Origin of the sequence: Actinomycetospora chiangmaiensis DSM 45062 (assembly GCF_000379625.1) — a bacterium.
Classification (GTDB): Bacteria; Actinomycetota; Actinomycetes; order Mycobacteriales; family Pseudonocardiaceae; genus Actinomycetospora; species Actinomycetospora chiangmaiensis.
Genome location: NZ_KB903248.1, coordinates 154,567 through 170,028 on the forward strand (window position 1 = coordinate 154,567; position 15,462 = coordinate 170,028).

Annotated in this window: 14 protein-coding genes; 11 read left to right on the forward strand and 3 right to left on the reverse strand. The window is 72.9% G+C overall.

All coding sequences use genetic code 11. The features are described 5' to 3' along the window. Positions 1-43 precede the first annotated feature (43 nt). The 8 genes from A3CO_RS0128900 to A3CO_RS40160 all read left to right on the forward strand — a co-directional run bounded on the left by A3CO_RS0128900 (position 44) and on the right by A3CO_RS40160 (position 9,745). Complete coding sequence (locus tag A3CO_RS0128900) at positions 44-1,594, forward strand: leucyl aminopeptidase (protein WP_018335753.1); 1,551 nt, start codon at positions 44-46, stop codon at positions 1,592-1,594. 156 nt (positions 1,595-1,750) lie between these two features. After that, positions 1,751-3,133, forward strand: coding sequence for a dihydrolipoyl dehydrogenase (gene lpdA / locus A3CO_RS0128905; protein WP_018335754.1), 1,383 nt, complete (start codon positions 1,751-1,753; stop codon positions 3,131-3,133). Between the two features lie 38 nt (positions 3,134-3,171). Continuing rightward, a complete protein-coding gene (sucB, locus tag A3CO_RS0128910; protein WP_018335755.1) occupies positions 3,172-5,118 on the forward strand; it encodes a 2-oxoglutarate dehydrogenase, E2 component, dihydrolipoamide succinyltransferase in 1,947 nt (648 codons plus the stop codon). A 211-nt stretch (positions 5,119-5,329) separates the two neighbouring features. Further along, complete coding sequence (locus tag A3CO_RS0128915) at positions 5,330-6,217, forward strand: TIGR01777 family oxidoreductase (RefSeq protein WP_018335756.1); 888 nt, start codon at positions 5,330-5,332, stop codon at positions 6,215-6,217. Further along, on the forward strand, positions 6,214-7,491 hold the full coding sequence (locus A3CO_RS0128920; protein ID WP_018335757.1) for an NAD(P)/FAD-dependent oxidoreductase: 1,278 nt from the start codon (positions 6,214-6,216) through the stop codon (positions 7,489-7,491). The genes A3CO_RS0128915 and A3CO_RS0128920 overlap by 4 nt, the downstream gene beginning before the upstream one ends. Before the next feature lie 67 nt (positions 7,492-7,558). Then, a complete protein-coding gene (gene lipB, locus A3CO_RS34800) occupies positions 7,559-8,293 on the forward strand; it encodes a lipoyl(octanoyl) transferase LipB (RefSeq protein WP_018335758.1) in 735 nt (244 codons plus the stop codon). A 94-nt stretch (positions 8,294-8,387) separates the two neighbouring features. Continuing rightward, positions 8,388-8,879 carry a CAP domain-containing protein gene (locus tag A3CO_RS0128930; protein WP_018335759.1) on the forward strand — a complete coding sequence of 164 codons (492 nt, stop codon included), beginning with the start codon at positions 8,388-8,390 and terminating at the stop codon, positions 8,877-8,879. 170 nt (positions 8,880-9,049) lie between these two features. Further along, the gene (locus A3CO_RS40160; protein WP_018335760.1) at positions 9,050-9,745 is read left to right on the forward strand and encodes a CAP domain-containing protein; all 696 of its coding nucleotides are present in this window, start codon (positions 9,050-9,052) and stop codon (positions 9,743-9,745) included. 4 nt (positions 9,746-9,749) lie between these two features. Here A3CO_RS40160 and A3CO_RS0128940 read toward each other — a convergent pair whose 3' ends face one another. Beyond that, positions 9,750-10,673 carry an LLM class F420-dependent oxidoreductase gene (locus A3CO_RS0128940; protein WP_018335761.1) on the reverse strand — a complete coding sequence of 308 codons (924 nt, stop codon included), beginning with the start codon at positions 10,671-10,673 and terminating at the stop codon, positions 9,750-9,752. A 44-nt stretch (positions 10,674-10,717) separates the two neighbouring features. On the opposite strand from A3CO_RS0128940, the gene lipA reads away from it, so the two are divergent. Further along, complete coding sequence (lipA, locus tag A3CO_RS0128945) at positions 10,718-11,740, forward strand: lipoyl synthase (RefSeq protein ID WP_018335762.1); 1,023 nt, start codon at positions 10,718-10,720, stop codon at positions 11,738-11,740. Positions 11,741-11,765: 25 nt separating this feature from the next. Next, positions 11,766-12,509 (forward strand): DUF4191 domain-containing protein, encoded by a 744-nt coding sequence (locus tag A3CO_RS0128950; RefSeq protein ID WP_018335763.1) that lies wholly within the window; start codon positions 11,766-11,768, stop codon positions 12,507-12,509. Between the two features lie 108 nt (positions 12,510-12,617). Here the strand turns inward: A3CO_RS0128950 and A3CO_RS0128955 are convergent, their stop codons facing one another. Then, positions 12,618-13,037 carry an RDD family protein gene (locus A3CO_RS0128955; protein ID WP_018335764.1) on the reverse strand — a complete coding sequence of 140 codons (420 nt, stop codon included), beginning with the start codon at positions 13,035-13,037 and terminating at the stop codon, positions 12,618-12,620. A gap of 378 nt (positions 13,038-13,415) precedes the next feature. Here A3CO_RS0128955 and glnA point away from each other — a divergent pair, with 378 nt between their 5' ends. Further along, positions 13,416-14,837, forward strand: a complete 1,422-nt coding sequence (gene glnA / locus A3CO_RS0128960; protein ID WP_018335765.1) for a type I glutamate--ammonia ligase — start codon at positions 13,416-13,418, stop codon at positions 14,835-14,837. 136 nt (positions 14,838-14,973) lie between these two features. Here glnA and A3CO_RS34810 read toward each other — a convergent pair whose 3' ends face one another. Continuing rightward, entirely contained in the window at positions 14,974-15,294 is a 321-nt protein-coding gene (locus A3CO_RS34810) for a hypothetical protein (RefSeq protein WP_157647902.1), read from the reverse strand. Positions 15,295-15,462 lie beyond the last annotated feature (168 nt).

Below are 15,462 nucleotides of genomic sequence, written 5' to 3' on the forward strand. Positions count from 1 at the left end.
ATGCGATCACACCCGCCCGCAGCACCCCGGAGGCGCACCGATCGTGACTACCCTGCCCGACCTCGAACTCAGCGACGCCCAGGCGGCGGCCGCGATCGTCGACGTCCTCGTCGTCGGTCTGCGCCCCGGTGCCCCGGCGGAGGGCGGCGGCTCCGACGAGCCGGTCGCCCCGGTGCTGGTCGGCGCGCAGGGGGTCGACGCGGCGTTCGGCGGCGAGCTGGCGTCGCTGCTCGCGCTGACCGGGGCCACCGGGAAGGCCGAGGAGGTCGTCAAGGTCCCGACGCGCGGTGCGATCACGGCGCCGGTGCTGCTCGCGGTCGGCCTGGGGCCGGAGTCCGCGCCCGCGGGTCTGCAGGGCGGCCCGGACGTGGCCGAGCAGGTGCGCCGGGCCTCGGGTGCCGCCGCGCGGGCCCTGCCGAAGAGCGCCACGACGGTCGGGAGCACCCTCGCCGAGCTCGACCTCGCCGCGGCGGTGGAGGGCACGGTGCTCGGGGCGTACTCCTTCACCGAGTACCGCACGGCGGAGGACGGGCCGACGCGGTCGGTGTACTTCCTGGGCGCCCCCGGTGGCAGCGGCGGCGCCCCCGAGCGGGAGCGCGCCACGCTCGCCGACGCGGCGATGACGGCGCGGGCGGTCTGCGCGGCGCGCGACCTGATCAACACCCCGCCGAACGACCTGTACCCCGCCGAGTTCGCCCGCCGCGCCACCGACCTGGCGGAGGCCGTGGGGCTCGGCGTGGAGGTCCTCGACGACGCGCAGCTGGCCGACGGCGGGTACGGCGGGGTGCTCGGGGTCGGCGGCGGCTCGTCCCGGCCGCCGCGGCTGGTGCGCCTGACCCACACCCACCCCGACGCCACCCGCACGGTGGCCCTGATCGGGAAGGGCATCACGTTCGACACGGGCGGCATCTCGATCAAGCCGGCCGCGAACATGGACCACATGACCTCGGACATGTCCGGGGCCGCCTGCGTCGTCGCCGCGACCTGCCTCGCCGCCGAGCTGAACCTCCCGGTGAACGTGACGGCGACGGTGCCGATGGCCGAGAACATGCCGTCGGGCACCGCCTACCGGCCCGGCGACGTGCTGACGATGTACGGCGGGAAGACCGTCGAGGTCCTCAACACCGACGCCGAGGGCCGGCTGATCCTGGCCGACGCGATCGTGCGGGCCTGCGAGGACTCCCCCGACTACCTCGTCGAGACCTCGACGCTCACCGGCGCGCAGGTCGTCGCCCTGGGCTCGCGGACGGCCGGGATCATGGGCCAGGACGCGTTCCGCGACCGCGTGACGGCCGCCGCCACCGCGGTCGGCGAGGGCGCGTGGGCCATGCCGCTCCCCGAGGAGCTGCGCGGCGACCTCGACTCGCGGGTGGCCGACATTGCCAACGTCACCAACCACCGCTTCGGCGGCATGCTCGCGGCCGGGCTGTTCCTGCGGGAGTTCGTCGCCGACGGGGTGCCCTGGGCGCACGTCGACGTGGCGGGCCCGGCGTTCAACACCGGCGGGGCGTACGGCTACACGCCGCGCGGGGGCACCGGGATGCCGGTGCGCACACTCGCCGCCGTGCTCGCCGACGTCGCCGCCCACGGATAGAGACGATCACCTCGGCAGCTGGTTTGCCTGCGGTGGAAGGATGGAGAACAGGGACCGGCTCCGACACGGGTTTCCGACGGAGCCGGTGGTTCCCCGGCGGGCCACCGCCTGCCGTCGGGAACGCCGCACGCCACACGCCGACGCGGGAGAAGTGAGTTGAGCGAGAGCGACACCTACGACGTCCTCATCCTGGGCGGAGGCTCCGGTGGTTACGCCTGCGCGTTGCGCGCGGCGCAGCTGGGGCTCTCGGTCGCCCTCGTCGAGCAGGACAAGCTCGGCGGCACCTGCCTGCACCGGGGCTGCATCCCCACCAAGGCGCTGCTGCACGCCGCCGAGGTCGCCGACAAAGCCCGCGAGGGCGAGCAGATCGGTGTGAAGAGCTCGCTGTCGGGCATCGACATGAGCGGCGTCAACTCCTACAAGGACGGCGTCGTCGCGAAGCTCTACAAGGGCCTGCAGGGGCTGATCAAGTCCCGCAAGGTCACCATGATCGAGGGCCACGGGCGCCTCGTCGGCCAGGACACCGTCGAGGTCGACGGCCAGCGCTACACCGGCCGCAACGTCGTCCTCGCCTCCGGCTCGTACTCCAAGACGCTGCCCGGGCTCGAGCTCGGCGGCCGTGTGATCACATCCACCGAGGCGATCAACCTCGACTACGTGCCCGACCGCGTCGTCGTCCTCGGCGGCGGCGTCATCGGCTGCGAGTTCGCGAGCGTCTGGAAGTCCTTCGGCTCCGAGGTGACGATCGTCGAGGCCCTGCCGCATCTGGTGCCGAACGAGGACGAGTTCCTCTCCAAGCAGCTCGAGCGCCAGTTCCGCAAGCGGAAGATCGGCTACAAGATCGGCACCAAGTTCACCGGTGTCGAGCAGACCGCCGACGCGGTGACGATCAGCCTGGAGAACGGCGAGCAGATCGAGGCCGACCTCCTGCTGGTCGCCGTCGGCCGCGGGCCGAACACCGCCGACCTCGGCTACGAGGAGCAGGGCGTCACCCTCGACCGCGGGTTCGTGCGTACCGACGAGCGGCTGCGGACCGGTGTCGGCAGCGTCTACGCGGTCGGCGACATCGTGCCGGGCCTGCAGCTGGCCCACCGCGGCTTCCAGCAGGGCATCTTCGTCGCCGAGGAGATCGCGGGGCTCAACCCGCCGGTCATCGACGAGAAGGGCATCCCGCGGGTCACCTACTGCGAGCCCGAGATCGCGTCGGTCGGCCTCACCGAGGCGCAGGCCAAGGAGGCCTACGGCGAGGTGGTCACCACCACCTACGACCTCGCGGGCAACGGCAAGTCGCAGATCCTGCGCACCGCCGGTGCCATCAAGCTGGTCAAGGGCGGCACCGGTGACGACGCCCCGGTGGTCGGCGTGCACATGATCGGCGCCCGGATCGGCGAGCTCGTCGGGGAGGCGCAGCTGGTCTACAACTGGGAGGCTCTGCCGGTCGAGGTCGCGAACCTCGTCCACGCCCACCCCACGCAGAACGAGGCGTTCGGCGAGGCGCACCTGGCGCTCGCCGGCAAGCCCCTGCACGCGCACGGCTGATCCGCCCACACCGCTTCGACGAGGGAGTACCGAGCACGATGGCCTACACCGTCCAGATGCCTGCTCTCGGTGAGAGCGTCACCGAGGGCACCATCACCCGGTGGCTGAAGCAGGAGGGCGACCACGTCGACGTCGACGAGCCCCTGCTGGAGGTGTCGACGGACAAGGTCGACACCGAGATCCCCTCGCCGCAGGCGGGGATCCTCCAGCGGATCGTCGCGAACGAGGACGACACCGTCGAGATCGGCGGTGACCTCGCGGTCATCGGCGACGACGACGGCGGCGACGCCGGCGGCTCCGGGGGCGGGCAGGCCGAGGCGCAGTCCGAGCCGGCCCAGCCCGAGCCCCGGCAGTCGGAGCCGGAGCCGGAGCCGGCGCAGCAGTCGTCCGGGGGCAGCAGCTCGGGTGGCTCCGGGGGCGGGTCCGGCACGACGATCGAGATGCCGGCGCTCGGCGAGTCGGTCACCGAGGGCACGATCACCCGCTGGCTCAAGCAGGTGGGCGACGCCGTGGAGGTCGACGAGCCCCTGCTCGAGGTGTCCACCGACAAGGTCGACACCGAGATCCCGTCGCCGGTCGCGGGCACGCTGCTCGAGATCAAGGCGAACGAGGACGACACCGTCGAGGTCGGCGGCGCGCTCGCGGTGGTCGGCGACGGGTCGGCCGGCAGCGGTTCGGGTGGTGGCTCGGCGCAGCCCGAGGCCCGGTCCGGTCCCGACGCCCAGACCGCGTCCGACACGCAGGCCGAGCCCGAGCCGCGGCAGGAGCAGCAGCAGCCCGAGCCCGAGTCGCAGCCGACGGCCTCGGACGGGTCGAACACGGCCGAGAGCTCGAACGGCGCCGTGGCCGCCTCCGGGGCGGACGACTACGTCTCCCACGAGACCGAGCAGCCCGCGGGCCCGAGCGGCCCGGCGAACGCGGGGGCGCTCGAGTCGGGCGGCGCGCCGTCGAACGGCACGGGTGGTGGCGAGGCGGCCGGGTCCCCCTACGTCACGCCGCTGGTGCGCAAGCTCGCCCAGGAGCGCGGGGTCGACCTGTCGTCGGTCTCGGGCACTGGGGTCGGCGGTCGCATCCGCAAGCAGGACGTGGTCGCCGCCGCCGAGGAGCAGGAGGCCGCCAAGCAGGCGTCCGCCGCCCCGTCGACGAACGAGCCGGCCGCGACCCCGTCCGACGGGTCGCAGGGCGCGGTGCACGGCGGCGAGGTGCAGAAGCCCGCGGGAAGCCGCAGTCCGAACATCCCGACGCCGGACGACTCCGGCCTGCGGGGCACCACGCAGAAGCTCTCCCGGCGCCGCGCGACCATCGCGAAGCGCATGGTGGAGTCGCTGCAGACCTCCGCGCAGCTCACGACGATCGTCGAGGCCGACGTCACCCGGATCGCGCGCCTGCGCGACCGGGCGAAGGCCGACTTCGAGCGCCGGGAGGGCGTGAAGCTCTCCTTCCTGCCGTTCATGGCCCTGGCCACGGTCGAGGCGCTCAAGGCGCACCCGGTGGTCAACGCCATGATCGACACCGAGAAGGGCGAGGTCACCTACCACGGGTCTGAGCACCTCGGGATCGCCGTGGACTCCCCCGCCGGGCTGATCGTGCCGGTCATCCACGACGCCGGGGACCTCAACCTCGGCGGGCTGGCCCGCAAGATCGCCGACGTGGCGCAGCGGACCCGGGACAACAAGATCTCCCCGGACGAGCTGTCGGGCGGGACCTTCACGATCACCAACACGGGCTCGCGCGGCGCCCTGATCGACACCCCGATCATCAACCAGCCGCAGGTCGGCATCCTCGGCACCGGGGCCGTCGTCAAGAAGCCCGTGGTGGTCACCGACGGCGAGGGCGGCGAGTCGATCGCCATCCGCTCGACGGTGTACCTCTGCCTGTCCTACGACCACCGCATCGTCGACGGTGCCGACGCCGCCCGGTTCCTCGGGTCGGTGAAGGCCCGGCTCGAGGCCGGTGCGTTCGAGGCGGACCTCGGGCTCGGGTAGCTCCCCACCATCCCGACCACAGGGCCCCTTCGCGCGAGTAGCTCGTGCGGAGGGGCCCTTCGGTCGTTCCGGGGCGGCCTGCTCCGCAGCCTGAGGGGAGGATCCGAGCGCTCTTGTGGCACGAGGGTTCCCCTCGCGCGGGCGGGGCCGGGACGAACCGGACAGCGTGTCCGGGTCGCGCCGCACCCCGGACTCCGCGACGATCACTGCCATGCGCGTCGTCATCTCCGGGTCGTCCGGCCTCATCGGCACCGCCCTGGTCCCCCACCTGCGTGGTCGGGGACACGAGGTGATCCGCCTCGTGCGGCGGACCCCGCAGGCCCCCGACGAACGCGGGTGGGACCCGCCGTCGGGACGGATCGACGACGGCGCCCTCGACGGTGCCGACGCGGTGATCAACCTGTCGGGCGCGGGGATCGGCGACAAGCGCTGGTCGGGCGCCTACAAGCAGGAGCTGCGCGACAGCCGCACCATCCCCACCGACGTGCTGGCCCGGGCCGTGGCCGCCCACGGCATCCCGACCTTCCTGAGCGGCTCGGCCGTCGGGTTCTACGGCGACACCGGCAAGGTGGCGGTCGACGAGTCCGGGGCGCGCGGCCGCGGGTTCCTCGCCGACCTCGTGCGGGACTGGGAGAACGCGACCGCCCCGGCGGCGGAGGCCGGCGCCCGCGTGGTGACGATCCGGACCGGCCTGGTGCTCTCGCACTCCGGGGGCCTCATGGGCCGCATCAAGCCGATCTTCACGTTCGGGCTGGGCGGGAAGCTCGGGTCCGGCGAGCAGTACTGGCCGTGGATCTCCCTCGACGACGAGGTCGGGGCCATCACCCACGCCCTGGAGCACGACACCGTGGTGGGCCCGCTCAACGCGACGGGGCCGGCGCCCGTGACGAACGCCGAGTTCACGAAGGTCATGGCCGCGACCGTCCACCGCCCGGCGCCCTGGCTCGTGCCGGGCTTCGCGCTGCGGGCCGTCCTCGGGGAGTTCGCCGACGAGGGCGTGCTGGTGAGCCAGCGCGTCCTGCCCGGGGTGCTCGAGCGCGAGGGCTACACGTTCCAGCACCAGACGCTGCAGTCCGCCCTGGCCGCGGTGCTGGAGTGAGCGGGGGGACCCGGAGCGCAGCGGAGCCGGACCGGAGCGGCGGCCTGCCGGACGCGGTCGACGTCCTCGTCGTCGGGGCCGGGCTGGCCGGGCTGAACGCGGCACGGACGGTGGCCCGCTCCGGGCGGTCGGTCCTGGTGTGCGAGGCGTCCGACGGGGTCGGCGGCCGGGTCCGGACCGACGTCGTCGACGGCTTCCTGGTCGACCGCGGCTTCCAGATCCTCAACACGTCCTACCCGGCGTTGCGCGCGGCGGTGGACCTCGCGTCCCTCGACCTGCACCCCTTCGTGCCGGGCGCCGCGGTCCGCACCGACGACGGCAGGCTGCACCGGGTGGCGCGGCGTCCCACGTGGCTGCCGCGCTCCGCCCTGACGCGGCTGATCTCGCTGCGGGCCAAGCTGGGCATCGCCGGGTTCACCGCACGGTCGGTGCTCGTGCCCCCGCAGCGCCAGGCCGCGGCGCCGGAGCGCACGGCCCTCGAGGACCTCGCCCGCTTCGGACTGAGCGGCCGCGACGTCGACCGGTTCCTGCGCCCGTTCCTTGCCGGGGTGCTCGGCGACGGGGACCTGCAGACGTCCTCCCGCGTGGTCTCCCTCTTCTGGCGCACGTTCGCGCTCGGCGACCTCACGCTGCCCGGCCGCGGCATCGGCGCGATGACCACCCACCTCGCGGCCCGGCTCCCCGCGGGCACGGTGCATCTCGACACCCCGGTCCGCGAGGTCCGGCCGGGTCGGGTCACCACCGACGCCGGGACCGTGCGGGCCGGGGCGGTGATCGTCGCGACCGAGGGCGGGGACGCCGCGGGTCTGCTCGGCGACCGCATCGAGGCACCGCGCCCCTTCGCCCTCACCAGCCACTACCACGTGACCGACCGGCCCCCGACCCGCCAGGGACTGCTCCACCTCGACGGCACCGGCGGCCCGATCGTCAACACGATGGTGCTCACCGCCGCCGTTCCGTCCTACTCCCCCGACCACCGCCACCTCGTCGTCTCGACCGTGCTCGGCGGCGAGGCGCTGCCCGAGCCGCGGCTGCGCGCCGAGCTCGAACGCATCTGGGGCACGGGCACCGCGCACTGGGAGCACCTCGCCACCCGCGAGATCCCCCGGGCCCTGCCCGCCACGCTCCCGCCGACCCCGCCCGGCCTGCGTCGCCCGGTCGACCTCGGCGACGGGCTGTTCGTCGCCGGCGACCACCGCGACACCCCGTCCGTGCAGGGCGCGCTCGTCTCCGGTCGACGCACGGCCCAGGCGGCCGTGGCGACCCTGGGCTGAGCCCGCCGTCGTCGGGTGGCATCGACGACGCGTTCCTGCCACCCGGGAGCGGAGTAGGTTCGACGCCATGGGGTCCCACCGCGCCAGCAGCGAGCCGGTCGAGGTGCTCGACCTCGGCACCGTCGAGTACACCGCCGCGTGGGACCAGCAGCGCGCCCACCACGCCGCGCGGGCCGACGGCACCGGGCCCGACGTGCTGATGCTGCTCGAGCACCCCAGCGTCTACACCGCCGGGAAGCGCACCCAGCCCGAGGACCGGCCGACCGACGGCACCCCCGTCGTCGACGTCGACCGCGGCGGACGGATCACCTGGCACGGTCCGGGGCAGCTCGTCGGCTACCCGATCCTGAAGCTCGGCCAGCCGTTCGACGTGGTGGACCACGTGCGCCGCCTCGAGGAGGCCCTGATCGCCGTCTGCGCGGGCCACGGTCTCGCGACCGGCCGGATCGACGGCCGCTCGGGTGTGTGGCTCGCGGCGGGCGCCGGCCGCCCCGAGCGCAAGATCGCGGCCATCGGGGTGCGGGTGGCACGCGGGGTGACGCTGCACGGGTTCGCCCTCAACGCCGACCCGGACCTGACCGCGTTCGGCGCGATCGTCCCGTGCGGGATCACCGACGCCGGGGTCACCAGCCTGACCGCCGAGCTCGGTCGCCGCGTCGGGGTGGCCGAGGTCCGCTCCGCCGTGCGGGACGCGATGCTGGCGGCGTTCGCCGGCGAGCTGCCTGTCCGTGACCATCCGGTCGCCCGTCCGGCGGTCACGGATACGCTGAAGGTCGGTAACGTCAGCGTCCAGATGTTGTAATCTGCCGACCGGTCGACCTCGCTGGGTGACCGCTCGTCGCGCGTCGCGTCGGGAAACGCTGTGCGTGGTCGACCCGCGACGGACGGTGAATGGCATGACTTCCGACGACACCGCCCGCCCGGGGCGCCGCTCGGCCGCCGGCCTCGTCGCGGCCCTCGTCCTCGCCGGGCTGACCCTGCTCGCGCCGGCCGCGTCGGCCGCGGTGACCCCGACGCAGGCGGCCCAGCTCAACCAGGTGTTCGCCCTCACCAACCAGTACCGCCAGCAGGCCGGGTGCCAGGCGCTGATCCGGAACAGCTACGCCGAGAAGGCCGCCCAGGGACACGCCGACTGGATGAACTCGACCGGCACCTTCTCCCACACCGGCGCGAACGGCTCCAGCTTCGTCGACCGGATGAAGGCGGCGGGCTATGCGAGCCCCGGCGGGGAGAACATCGCGTACGGACAGCAGAACGCGCAGGCCGTCATGACGGCGTGGATGAACTCGCCCGGCCACCGGGCCAACATCCTCAACTGCCGGTTCACCAGGATCGGCCTCGGCCTCGCCGGGACCCGCAACTACTGGGTCCAGGACTTCGGCTACTGACCCTTCCCGACAGAGCAACCGAGCACGCCGATAGGGGGTGCGGGCGTCCGGGCCAGTCGGCTGGCCCGGACGGCCGCACCGCTCGTCGACCGCTCCGCCCCGACCGGCCGTTCGCCGCCCCGAGGGCCCGTGACCTTCCCGTGATCTGACCGCCCTGTCAGGTTCGTCCCGTGGGCCTCCATCGCTTCGAGCACGACTCCCGCCGCCGTCGGCTCGCCCTCGGCGTCGGCGCCGCGGCCGTCGTCCTCGGCGTGGTCGCCACCGTGGTCACCCTGCGGCCCTCCGCCGACGCGGTGCAGGACACGAGCGCCGCCGCCACCCTGCCGGTCGCCGCCGCGCCCGCCGTCCCCCTCGCCGTGCCGCCCCCGCTGCCCGCGCTCCCGCCCCCGGCCCCGGCCCCGACCACGACGACCACCACCACCACCACCACCACGACGGCCGCGACGCGGACGACGACCAGCACCCGGCGCAGCGCGACCAGGGCGGCCACCCCCGCCGTCGGGAACGGGCCCACCGGGCGGGTCCTCGCCCTCGTCAACACCGAACGCGCGAAGGCGGGCTGTGGCGCGGTCGCCGGCAACGCGGCGCTGGACCGGGCGGCCGCCGACTACGCCGCTCTCATGGCCCTCACCGGCACCTTCTCCCACACCGGGCCGGACGGGTCGGACTTCGAGCAGCGCGTGCGGGCCGCCGGGTACGACGACCCCGGCGGCGAGAACATCGCGCAGGGCCAGACCGGTGCCGACGAGGTCATGACGGACTGGATGAACTCTCCCGGGCACCGTCGCAACATCCTCGACTGCTCGTTCCGCACCCTCGGCGTCGGCGAGGCCGACGACTACTGGGTGCAGGAGTTCGGCCGCTGATCCCTCAGAGCCCGCAGGCCCGCGCCACGAACCGCAGGTGGTCGAGATCGGAGAGGTCGAGCACCTGCAGGTAGACCCGGTCGACGCCCACCGCGGCGAACCGCTCGAGGCGTTCGGTGATCTCGGCGGCCGTGCCCGCGATCCCGGCCGCGCGCAACTCGTCGGGCTCGCGGCCGATCGCCGCCGCCCGGCGGGCGACATCGGCCTCGGTCTCCCCCGCGCACAGCACCTGCGCCGTCGAGTACCGCAGCGTCGCCGGGTCGCGCCCGATCACCGCGCACGCCTCGCGGACCCGGCCGATCTGCTCCGCCACCTGCTCCACCGACGCGAACGGCACGTTGACCTCGTCGGCGTAGCGGGCCGCGAGCGCGGGCGTCCGCCGGTGCCCGGAGCCACCGACGATCACGGGCGGGTGCGGGTCCTGGACCGGCTTGGGCAGCCCGGGGCTCTCGGTGAACCGGTAGTGCTCGCCGTGGAAGGTGTAGCTCTGCCCCACCGGCGTGGCCCACGCCCCGGTGAGGATCTCCAGCTGCTCGGTGAGCATGTCGAAGCGCGCACCCGTCGTCGGGAAGGGGACGCCGTAGGCGTGGTGCTCGGCCTCGTACCAGCCGGTGCCGATGCCGAGCTCGACCCGGCCGCCCGACATGTGGTCGACCTGCGAGACCGCGACGCCCAGCGGGCCGGGCAGCCGGAACGTGACCGAGGTCATGAGCGTGCCGAGGCGGATCGTCGACGTCTCCCGGGCGAGCGCGCCGAGCGTCACCCACGCGTCGGTGGGCCCCGGCAGGCCGGTCGAGTCGCCCATGGCGAGCAGGTGGTCCGACCGGAAGAACGCGTCGAACCTGCACTCCTCGGCGCAGCGGGCGACGCGGAGGAGGTCGTCGTAGGTCGCGCCCTGCTGCGGTTCGGTGAAGATCCGGAGGTCCATGACGTTGATCAGCCTCTCGGGGGAGCGGGCGTAGTCTGGTACCCGTGACCACGAGCGCTGACCCCACGGCCCCGGCCGGACGCAAGCTGCTCCGCCTCGAGGTCCGGAACTCGCAGACGCCGATCGAGCGGAAGCCCGACTGGATCCGCACCCGGGTGCAGACCGGTCCGAACTTCTCCGAGCTCAAGGGCATGGTGCGCTCCGCCGGCCTCGCCACGGTGTGCGAGGAGGCGGGCTGCCCCAACATCTACGAGTGCTGGGAGGACCGCGAGGCGACCTTCCTCATCGGCGGCGAGCAGTGCACCCGGCGGTGCGACTTCTGCCAGATCGACACCGGGAAGCCCGCGCCGCTCGACGTCGACGAGCCCCGCAAGGTCGCCGAGTCGGTCCGCCAGATGGGCCTGCGCTACTCCACGATCACCGGCGTCGCCCGGGACGACCTCGCCGACGGCGGCTCGTGGCTCTACGCCGAGACCGTCCGCCAGGTCCACGCCCTCAACCCCGGTACCGGCGTCGAGCTGCTGATCCCCGACTTCGACGACCGGGACGACCAGCTCGGCCCCGTCTTCGACGCCGCCCCCGAGGTCCTCGCGCACAACCTCGAGACCGTGCCGCGCATCTTCCGCCGCATCCGCCCGGCGTTCCGCTACGAGCGGTCGCTCGACGTGATCCGCAAGGCGCGCGCCGCCGGCCTCGTCACGAAGTCCAACCTCATCCTCGGCATGGGCGAGACCCCCGAGGAGGTCACCGCGGCGATGCAAGACCTGCACGACGCCGGGTGCGACCTGCTCACCCTCACCCAGTACCTGCGGCCCTCACTGCGCCACCACCCGGTCGAGCGCTGGGTGAAGCCCGAGGAGTTCGTCGAGCACCGCGACGCGGCCCTGGAGATGGGCATCGCCGGCGTCATGGCCGGGCCCTTGGTGCGCTCGTCCTACCGCGCCGGTCGGCTCTACGCGCAGGCCAAGCTGCACCGCGGCGAGGCCCTGCCCGAGGGCATGGAGGAGCTCGCCGCCGAGGGCGAGGCCCGCCAGGAGGTCGGATCGGTCCTCGCGCGCCGCGCATAGGCACCCATCCGGCAGAATGGACGGCATGGCCAAGGGCACTGCCGGTAAGGCGACCAAGGAAGAGAAGAAGGCCGCCAAGCAGGCTGCGCGCGCCGACCGCAAGCAGCGCTGGACGCAGATCTGGCAGGCCTTCCAGATGCAGCGCAAGGAGGACAAGCTCCTCCTGCCGCTGATGATCGGCGCCGTGGTCGTGACGGCCCTGATCTTCCTCGTGATCGGGCTGCTCATCGGGCAGTCCTGGTACCTCGTGCCGATCGGGGTCATCCTCGGGCTCGCGATCGCGATGATCGTGTTCGGGCGCCGCGTGCAGAAGAACGTGTACGCGAAGGCCGACGGGCAGCCCGGGGCCGCCGGCTGGGCGCTGGACAACATGCGCGGGCCGTGGCGCGTCACCCAGGCGGTGGCCGGCACCACGCAGCTCGACGTCGTGCACCGGGTCATCGGCCGGCCGGGCGTCATCCTCGTGGCCGAGGGCGCGTCGCACCGCACCAAGGGCCTGCTCGCGCAGGAGAAGAAGAAGGTCTCGCGCGTCGCCGGTCAGGTCCCGATCTACGAGGTCGCGGTGGGCAACGGCGAGGGCGAGGTCGAGCTCTCCAAGCTGCAGCGCCACATGGCGAAGCTGCCCCGTAACATCGACCGCGAGCAGATGGACACCATCGAGAAGCGGCTCGCCGCCATCGCCGGCCGCGGCGGCCCCGCGATGCCGAAGGGCCCGGTGCCCAAGGGCGCGCAGATGAAGGGCATGCAGCGCACGGTCCGCCGTCGCTAGCCCGTTCCCGACGCCGGGTCCTCCCGCGAGATGCCCACCAGGCATCCCGCGGCGGTCCGCGACCTGCCTGACGCCACCCTCGCCGCGGAGTACCGCGAGCAGCGCCGCTCAGCGGGTGCGGATCACGACGGTGCGGCTCACGCGGTCGTGCAGGCCCCGGCCGTCGCGGTCCATGATCGCGGCGGGCACCACGAAGAACAGCGACACGGTCCGGGCGAGCGCCCAGAGCCCGACCCGGGGGGCGCCGTCGACGCGCAGCACCCGCATCCCGGTGAGCACCATCGCGGGCGTCTGGCCGATCACCGCGACCGGGAGCGTCACGAGCACCGCCCAGACCACGAGGCTCAGCGTCGCGGGGGCCGGGAAGCTGATCGCCGCCGCGACCAGGCCGCCGACAAGCAGGTCGAGCACGAACTGGCCGAGGCGCAGCGGGGGGCTCGCGACCGCCCCGGGGCCCGACTCCGGCAGACCGAGGTCCTTGCCGGGGTACCCGTCGTCGGGATCCGCGGGGCGCACGTCGCCGCGCACCGACGCAGGACGCCCGTTCGGCCGATCTGCGGGGACGCCCCGTGTCGGGATCGCGGCACGAACCGGACGTCCGCGCCCTTCCGGGTCACCACCAGGCGCCCGATCAGGCCCGTCGTCGGTGAGCCATTCACGAAACCACGACACTCTGACAGGCTACGGTGCCGCACCGTCGTGGGGCGTCACGGCAGCGTCGCCGAACGGGCCTCCAGCGACCCGGGCGACATTGTGAGGCGCGCCCGTTAACTGCTGCGAAACAACGGTGCGACGAGCGAGAAACCTGCGCCGCCTAGCGTCCGGGTCACCCGAAACGGTGAGGCGAGCCCGGCCGGGCGGGGTGACTCGACCGTGTTGACAGTGCCAGAGAAGGAGCCAGCGAGGGTGTTCAGCAACAAGGACGAGGTCTTCAAGTACATCTCCGACGAGGGGGTGCAGTACGTCGACGTCCGGTTCTGCGACCTCCCCGGCCAGATGCAGCACTTCACCGTGCCCGCCTCGGAGTTCAGCGACGCCGTCTTCGAGGACGGCCTCGCCTTCGACGGATCGTCGGTCACCGGGTTCCAGACGATCAACGAGTCGGACATGACGCTGCTGCCCGACGTGGCGACCGCGCGCATCGACCCGTTCCGGGCCCAGAAGACCCTGAACATGAACTTCTTCGTCCACGACCCGCTGACGCTCGAGGCGTACAGCCGCGACCCGCGGAACGTGGCCCGCAAGGCGGAGAACTTCCTGTCGACGGTCGACGTCGCCGACACGTGCTTCTTCGGCCCCGAGGCCGAGTTCTACATCTTCGACGAGGTCCGCTACGAGTCCTCGATGCGGACCCAGTACTACGCGGTCGACTCGATCGAGGGCGCCTGGAACACCGGCCGCGACGAGCCGGGCGGCAACAAGGGCTACAAGATCGCCGCCAAGGGCGGCTACTTCCCGGTCGAGCCGACCGACCAGACCTCCGACCTGCGCGCCGCCATCGGCACCAACCTCACCAACTCGGGCTTCGAGCTCGAGAAGCTGCACCACGAGGTCGGCACCGGCGGCCAGGCCGAGATCAACTACAAGTTCAACACGCTGCTGCACGCCGCGGACGACCTGCAGCTGTTCAAGTACATCGTCAAGAACACGGCGTGGCAGGCGGGCAAGACCGTCACGTTCATGCCGAAGCCGATCGCCGGCGACAACGGCTCGGGCATGCACTGCCACCAGTCGCTGTTCAAGGGCGGCGAGCCGCTCTTCTACGACGAGAACGGCTACGCCGGGCTCTCGGATCTCGCCCGCCACTACATCGGCGGCATCCTGCACCACGCGCCCTCGCTCGTGGCGTTCACCAACGCCACCGCGAACTCGTACCACCGCCTGGTGCCCGGCTTCGAGGCCCCGATCAACCTGGTCTACTCGAACCGCAACCGCTCGGCCTGCGTGCGCATCCCGATCACCGGCAACAACCCGAAGGCCAAGCGCCTCGAGTTCCGGTGCCCGGACTCGTCGGGCAACCCGTACCTGTCGTTCGCGGCCATGATGATGGCGGGCCTCGACGGCATCCGGAACAAGATCGAGCCGCCGACGCCGGTCGACAAGGACCTCTACGAGCTCCCGCCGGAGGAGGCCGCCAACATCGCGCAGGTGCCGGCCAGCCTCGACGCCGCGGTGAACAACCTCGAGGCCGACCACGACTACCTGCTCGAGGGTGGCGTCTTCACGTCCGACCTGATCGAGAAGTGGATCGAGCTCAAGCGCGACGACGTCACGGGGCTGCGGCTGCGCCCGCACCCGTACGAGTTCGAGCTGTACTACAACTGCTGATCACCTGATCACCTGATCGGCTGAGTCGACGGTCGAGCTCCGCTCCGCTGCGTCTCCCCGGACGGCCCGGTCCCCTCGCGGGGGCCGGGCCGTTCCGTGTTCCCGGCCTCCGCCCCGCCTCCGGCGACGACAGGGCCTACCGCCGGTCGCGCAGGTCCTCCCGCGGGGAGAGCGCCGCGGCCGCCACGTACTGGTAGACGTACCGGATCTCCTCGCCCTGGCTGATGGGCACGCAGACCCACCCGACCCACTCCCCCGTCGTCGTCCGCCGCCAGCCGAGGAGCTCGCCGGGGACCCGGCTCTGCAGGTCGACCCCGTCGGGCACCGACCGGGGCGGACGCCCCGCCGGCCGCGGGTAGGCCACGGCGAGGTCCACCCAGACCCGCCGCACCTCGGTGCGCTGCAGGGCGCCCGAGCGGTCGTTGCGCCGCTGCGCCGGCCCACGCTCCTCGAACACGTGTTCGATGATGACGCGTCCTCCGGTCACCACGCCAGCCGACCCGCACACGTCACTCCTCGTAGTGATCGACGGAGTGTCACCATTGTCCGCGAGAAGCGTCGTTTTTCGACACAACTCCGCGCGACAGGCGCCCAAGGCTTGCCTCCATACGCACGCTGTGTGACT

Bases quoted from the DNA above. Each gene is read 5' to 3' on its own strand.
- lipB (WP_018335758.1), top strand. From the start codon at position 7,559: ATGGGGTCCCACCGCGCCAGCAGCGAGCCGGTCGAGGTGCTCGACCTC.
- A3CO_RS0128915 (WP_018335756.1), top strand. From the start codon at position 5,330: ATGCGCGTCGTCATCTCCGGGTCGTCCGGCCTCATCGGCACCGCCCTG.
- A3CO_RS0128950 (WP_018335763.1), top strand. From the start codon at position 11,766: ATGGCCAAGGGCACTGCCGGTAAGGCGACCAAGGAAGAGAAGAAGGCC.
- A3CO_RS0128940 (WP_018335761.1), bottom strand. From the start codon at position 10,673: ATGGACCTCCGGATCTTCACCGAACCGCAGCAGGGCGCGACCTACGAC.
- sucB (WP_018335755.1), top strand. From the start codon at position 3,172: ATGGCCTACACCGTCCAGATGCCTGCTCTCGGTGAGAGCGTCACCGAG.
- A3CO_RS0128930 (WP_018335759.1), top strand. From the start codon at position 8,388: ATGACTTCCGACGACACCGCCCGCCCGGGGCGCCGCTCGGCCGCCGGC.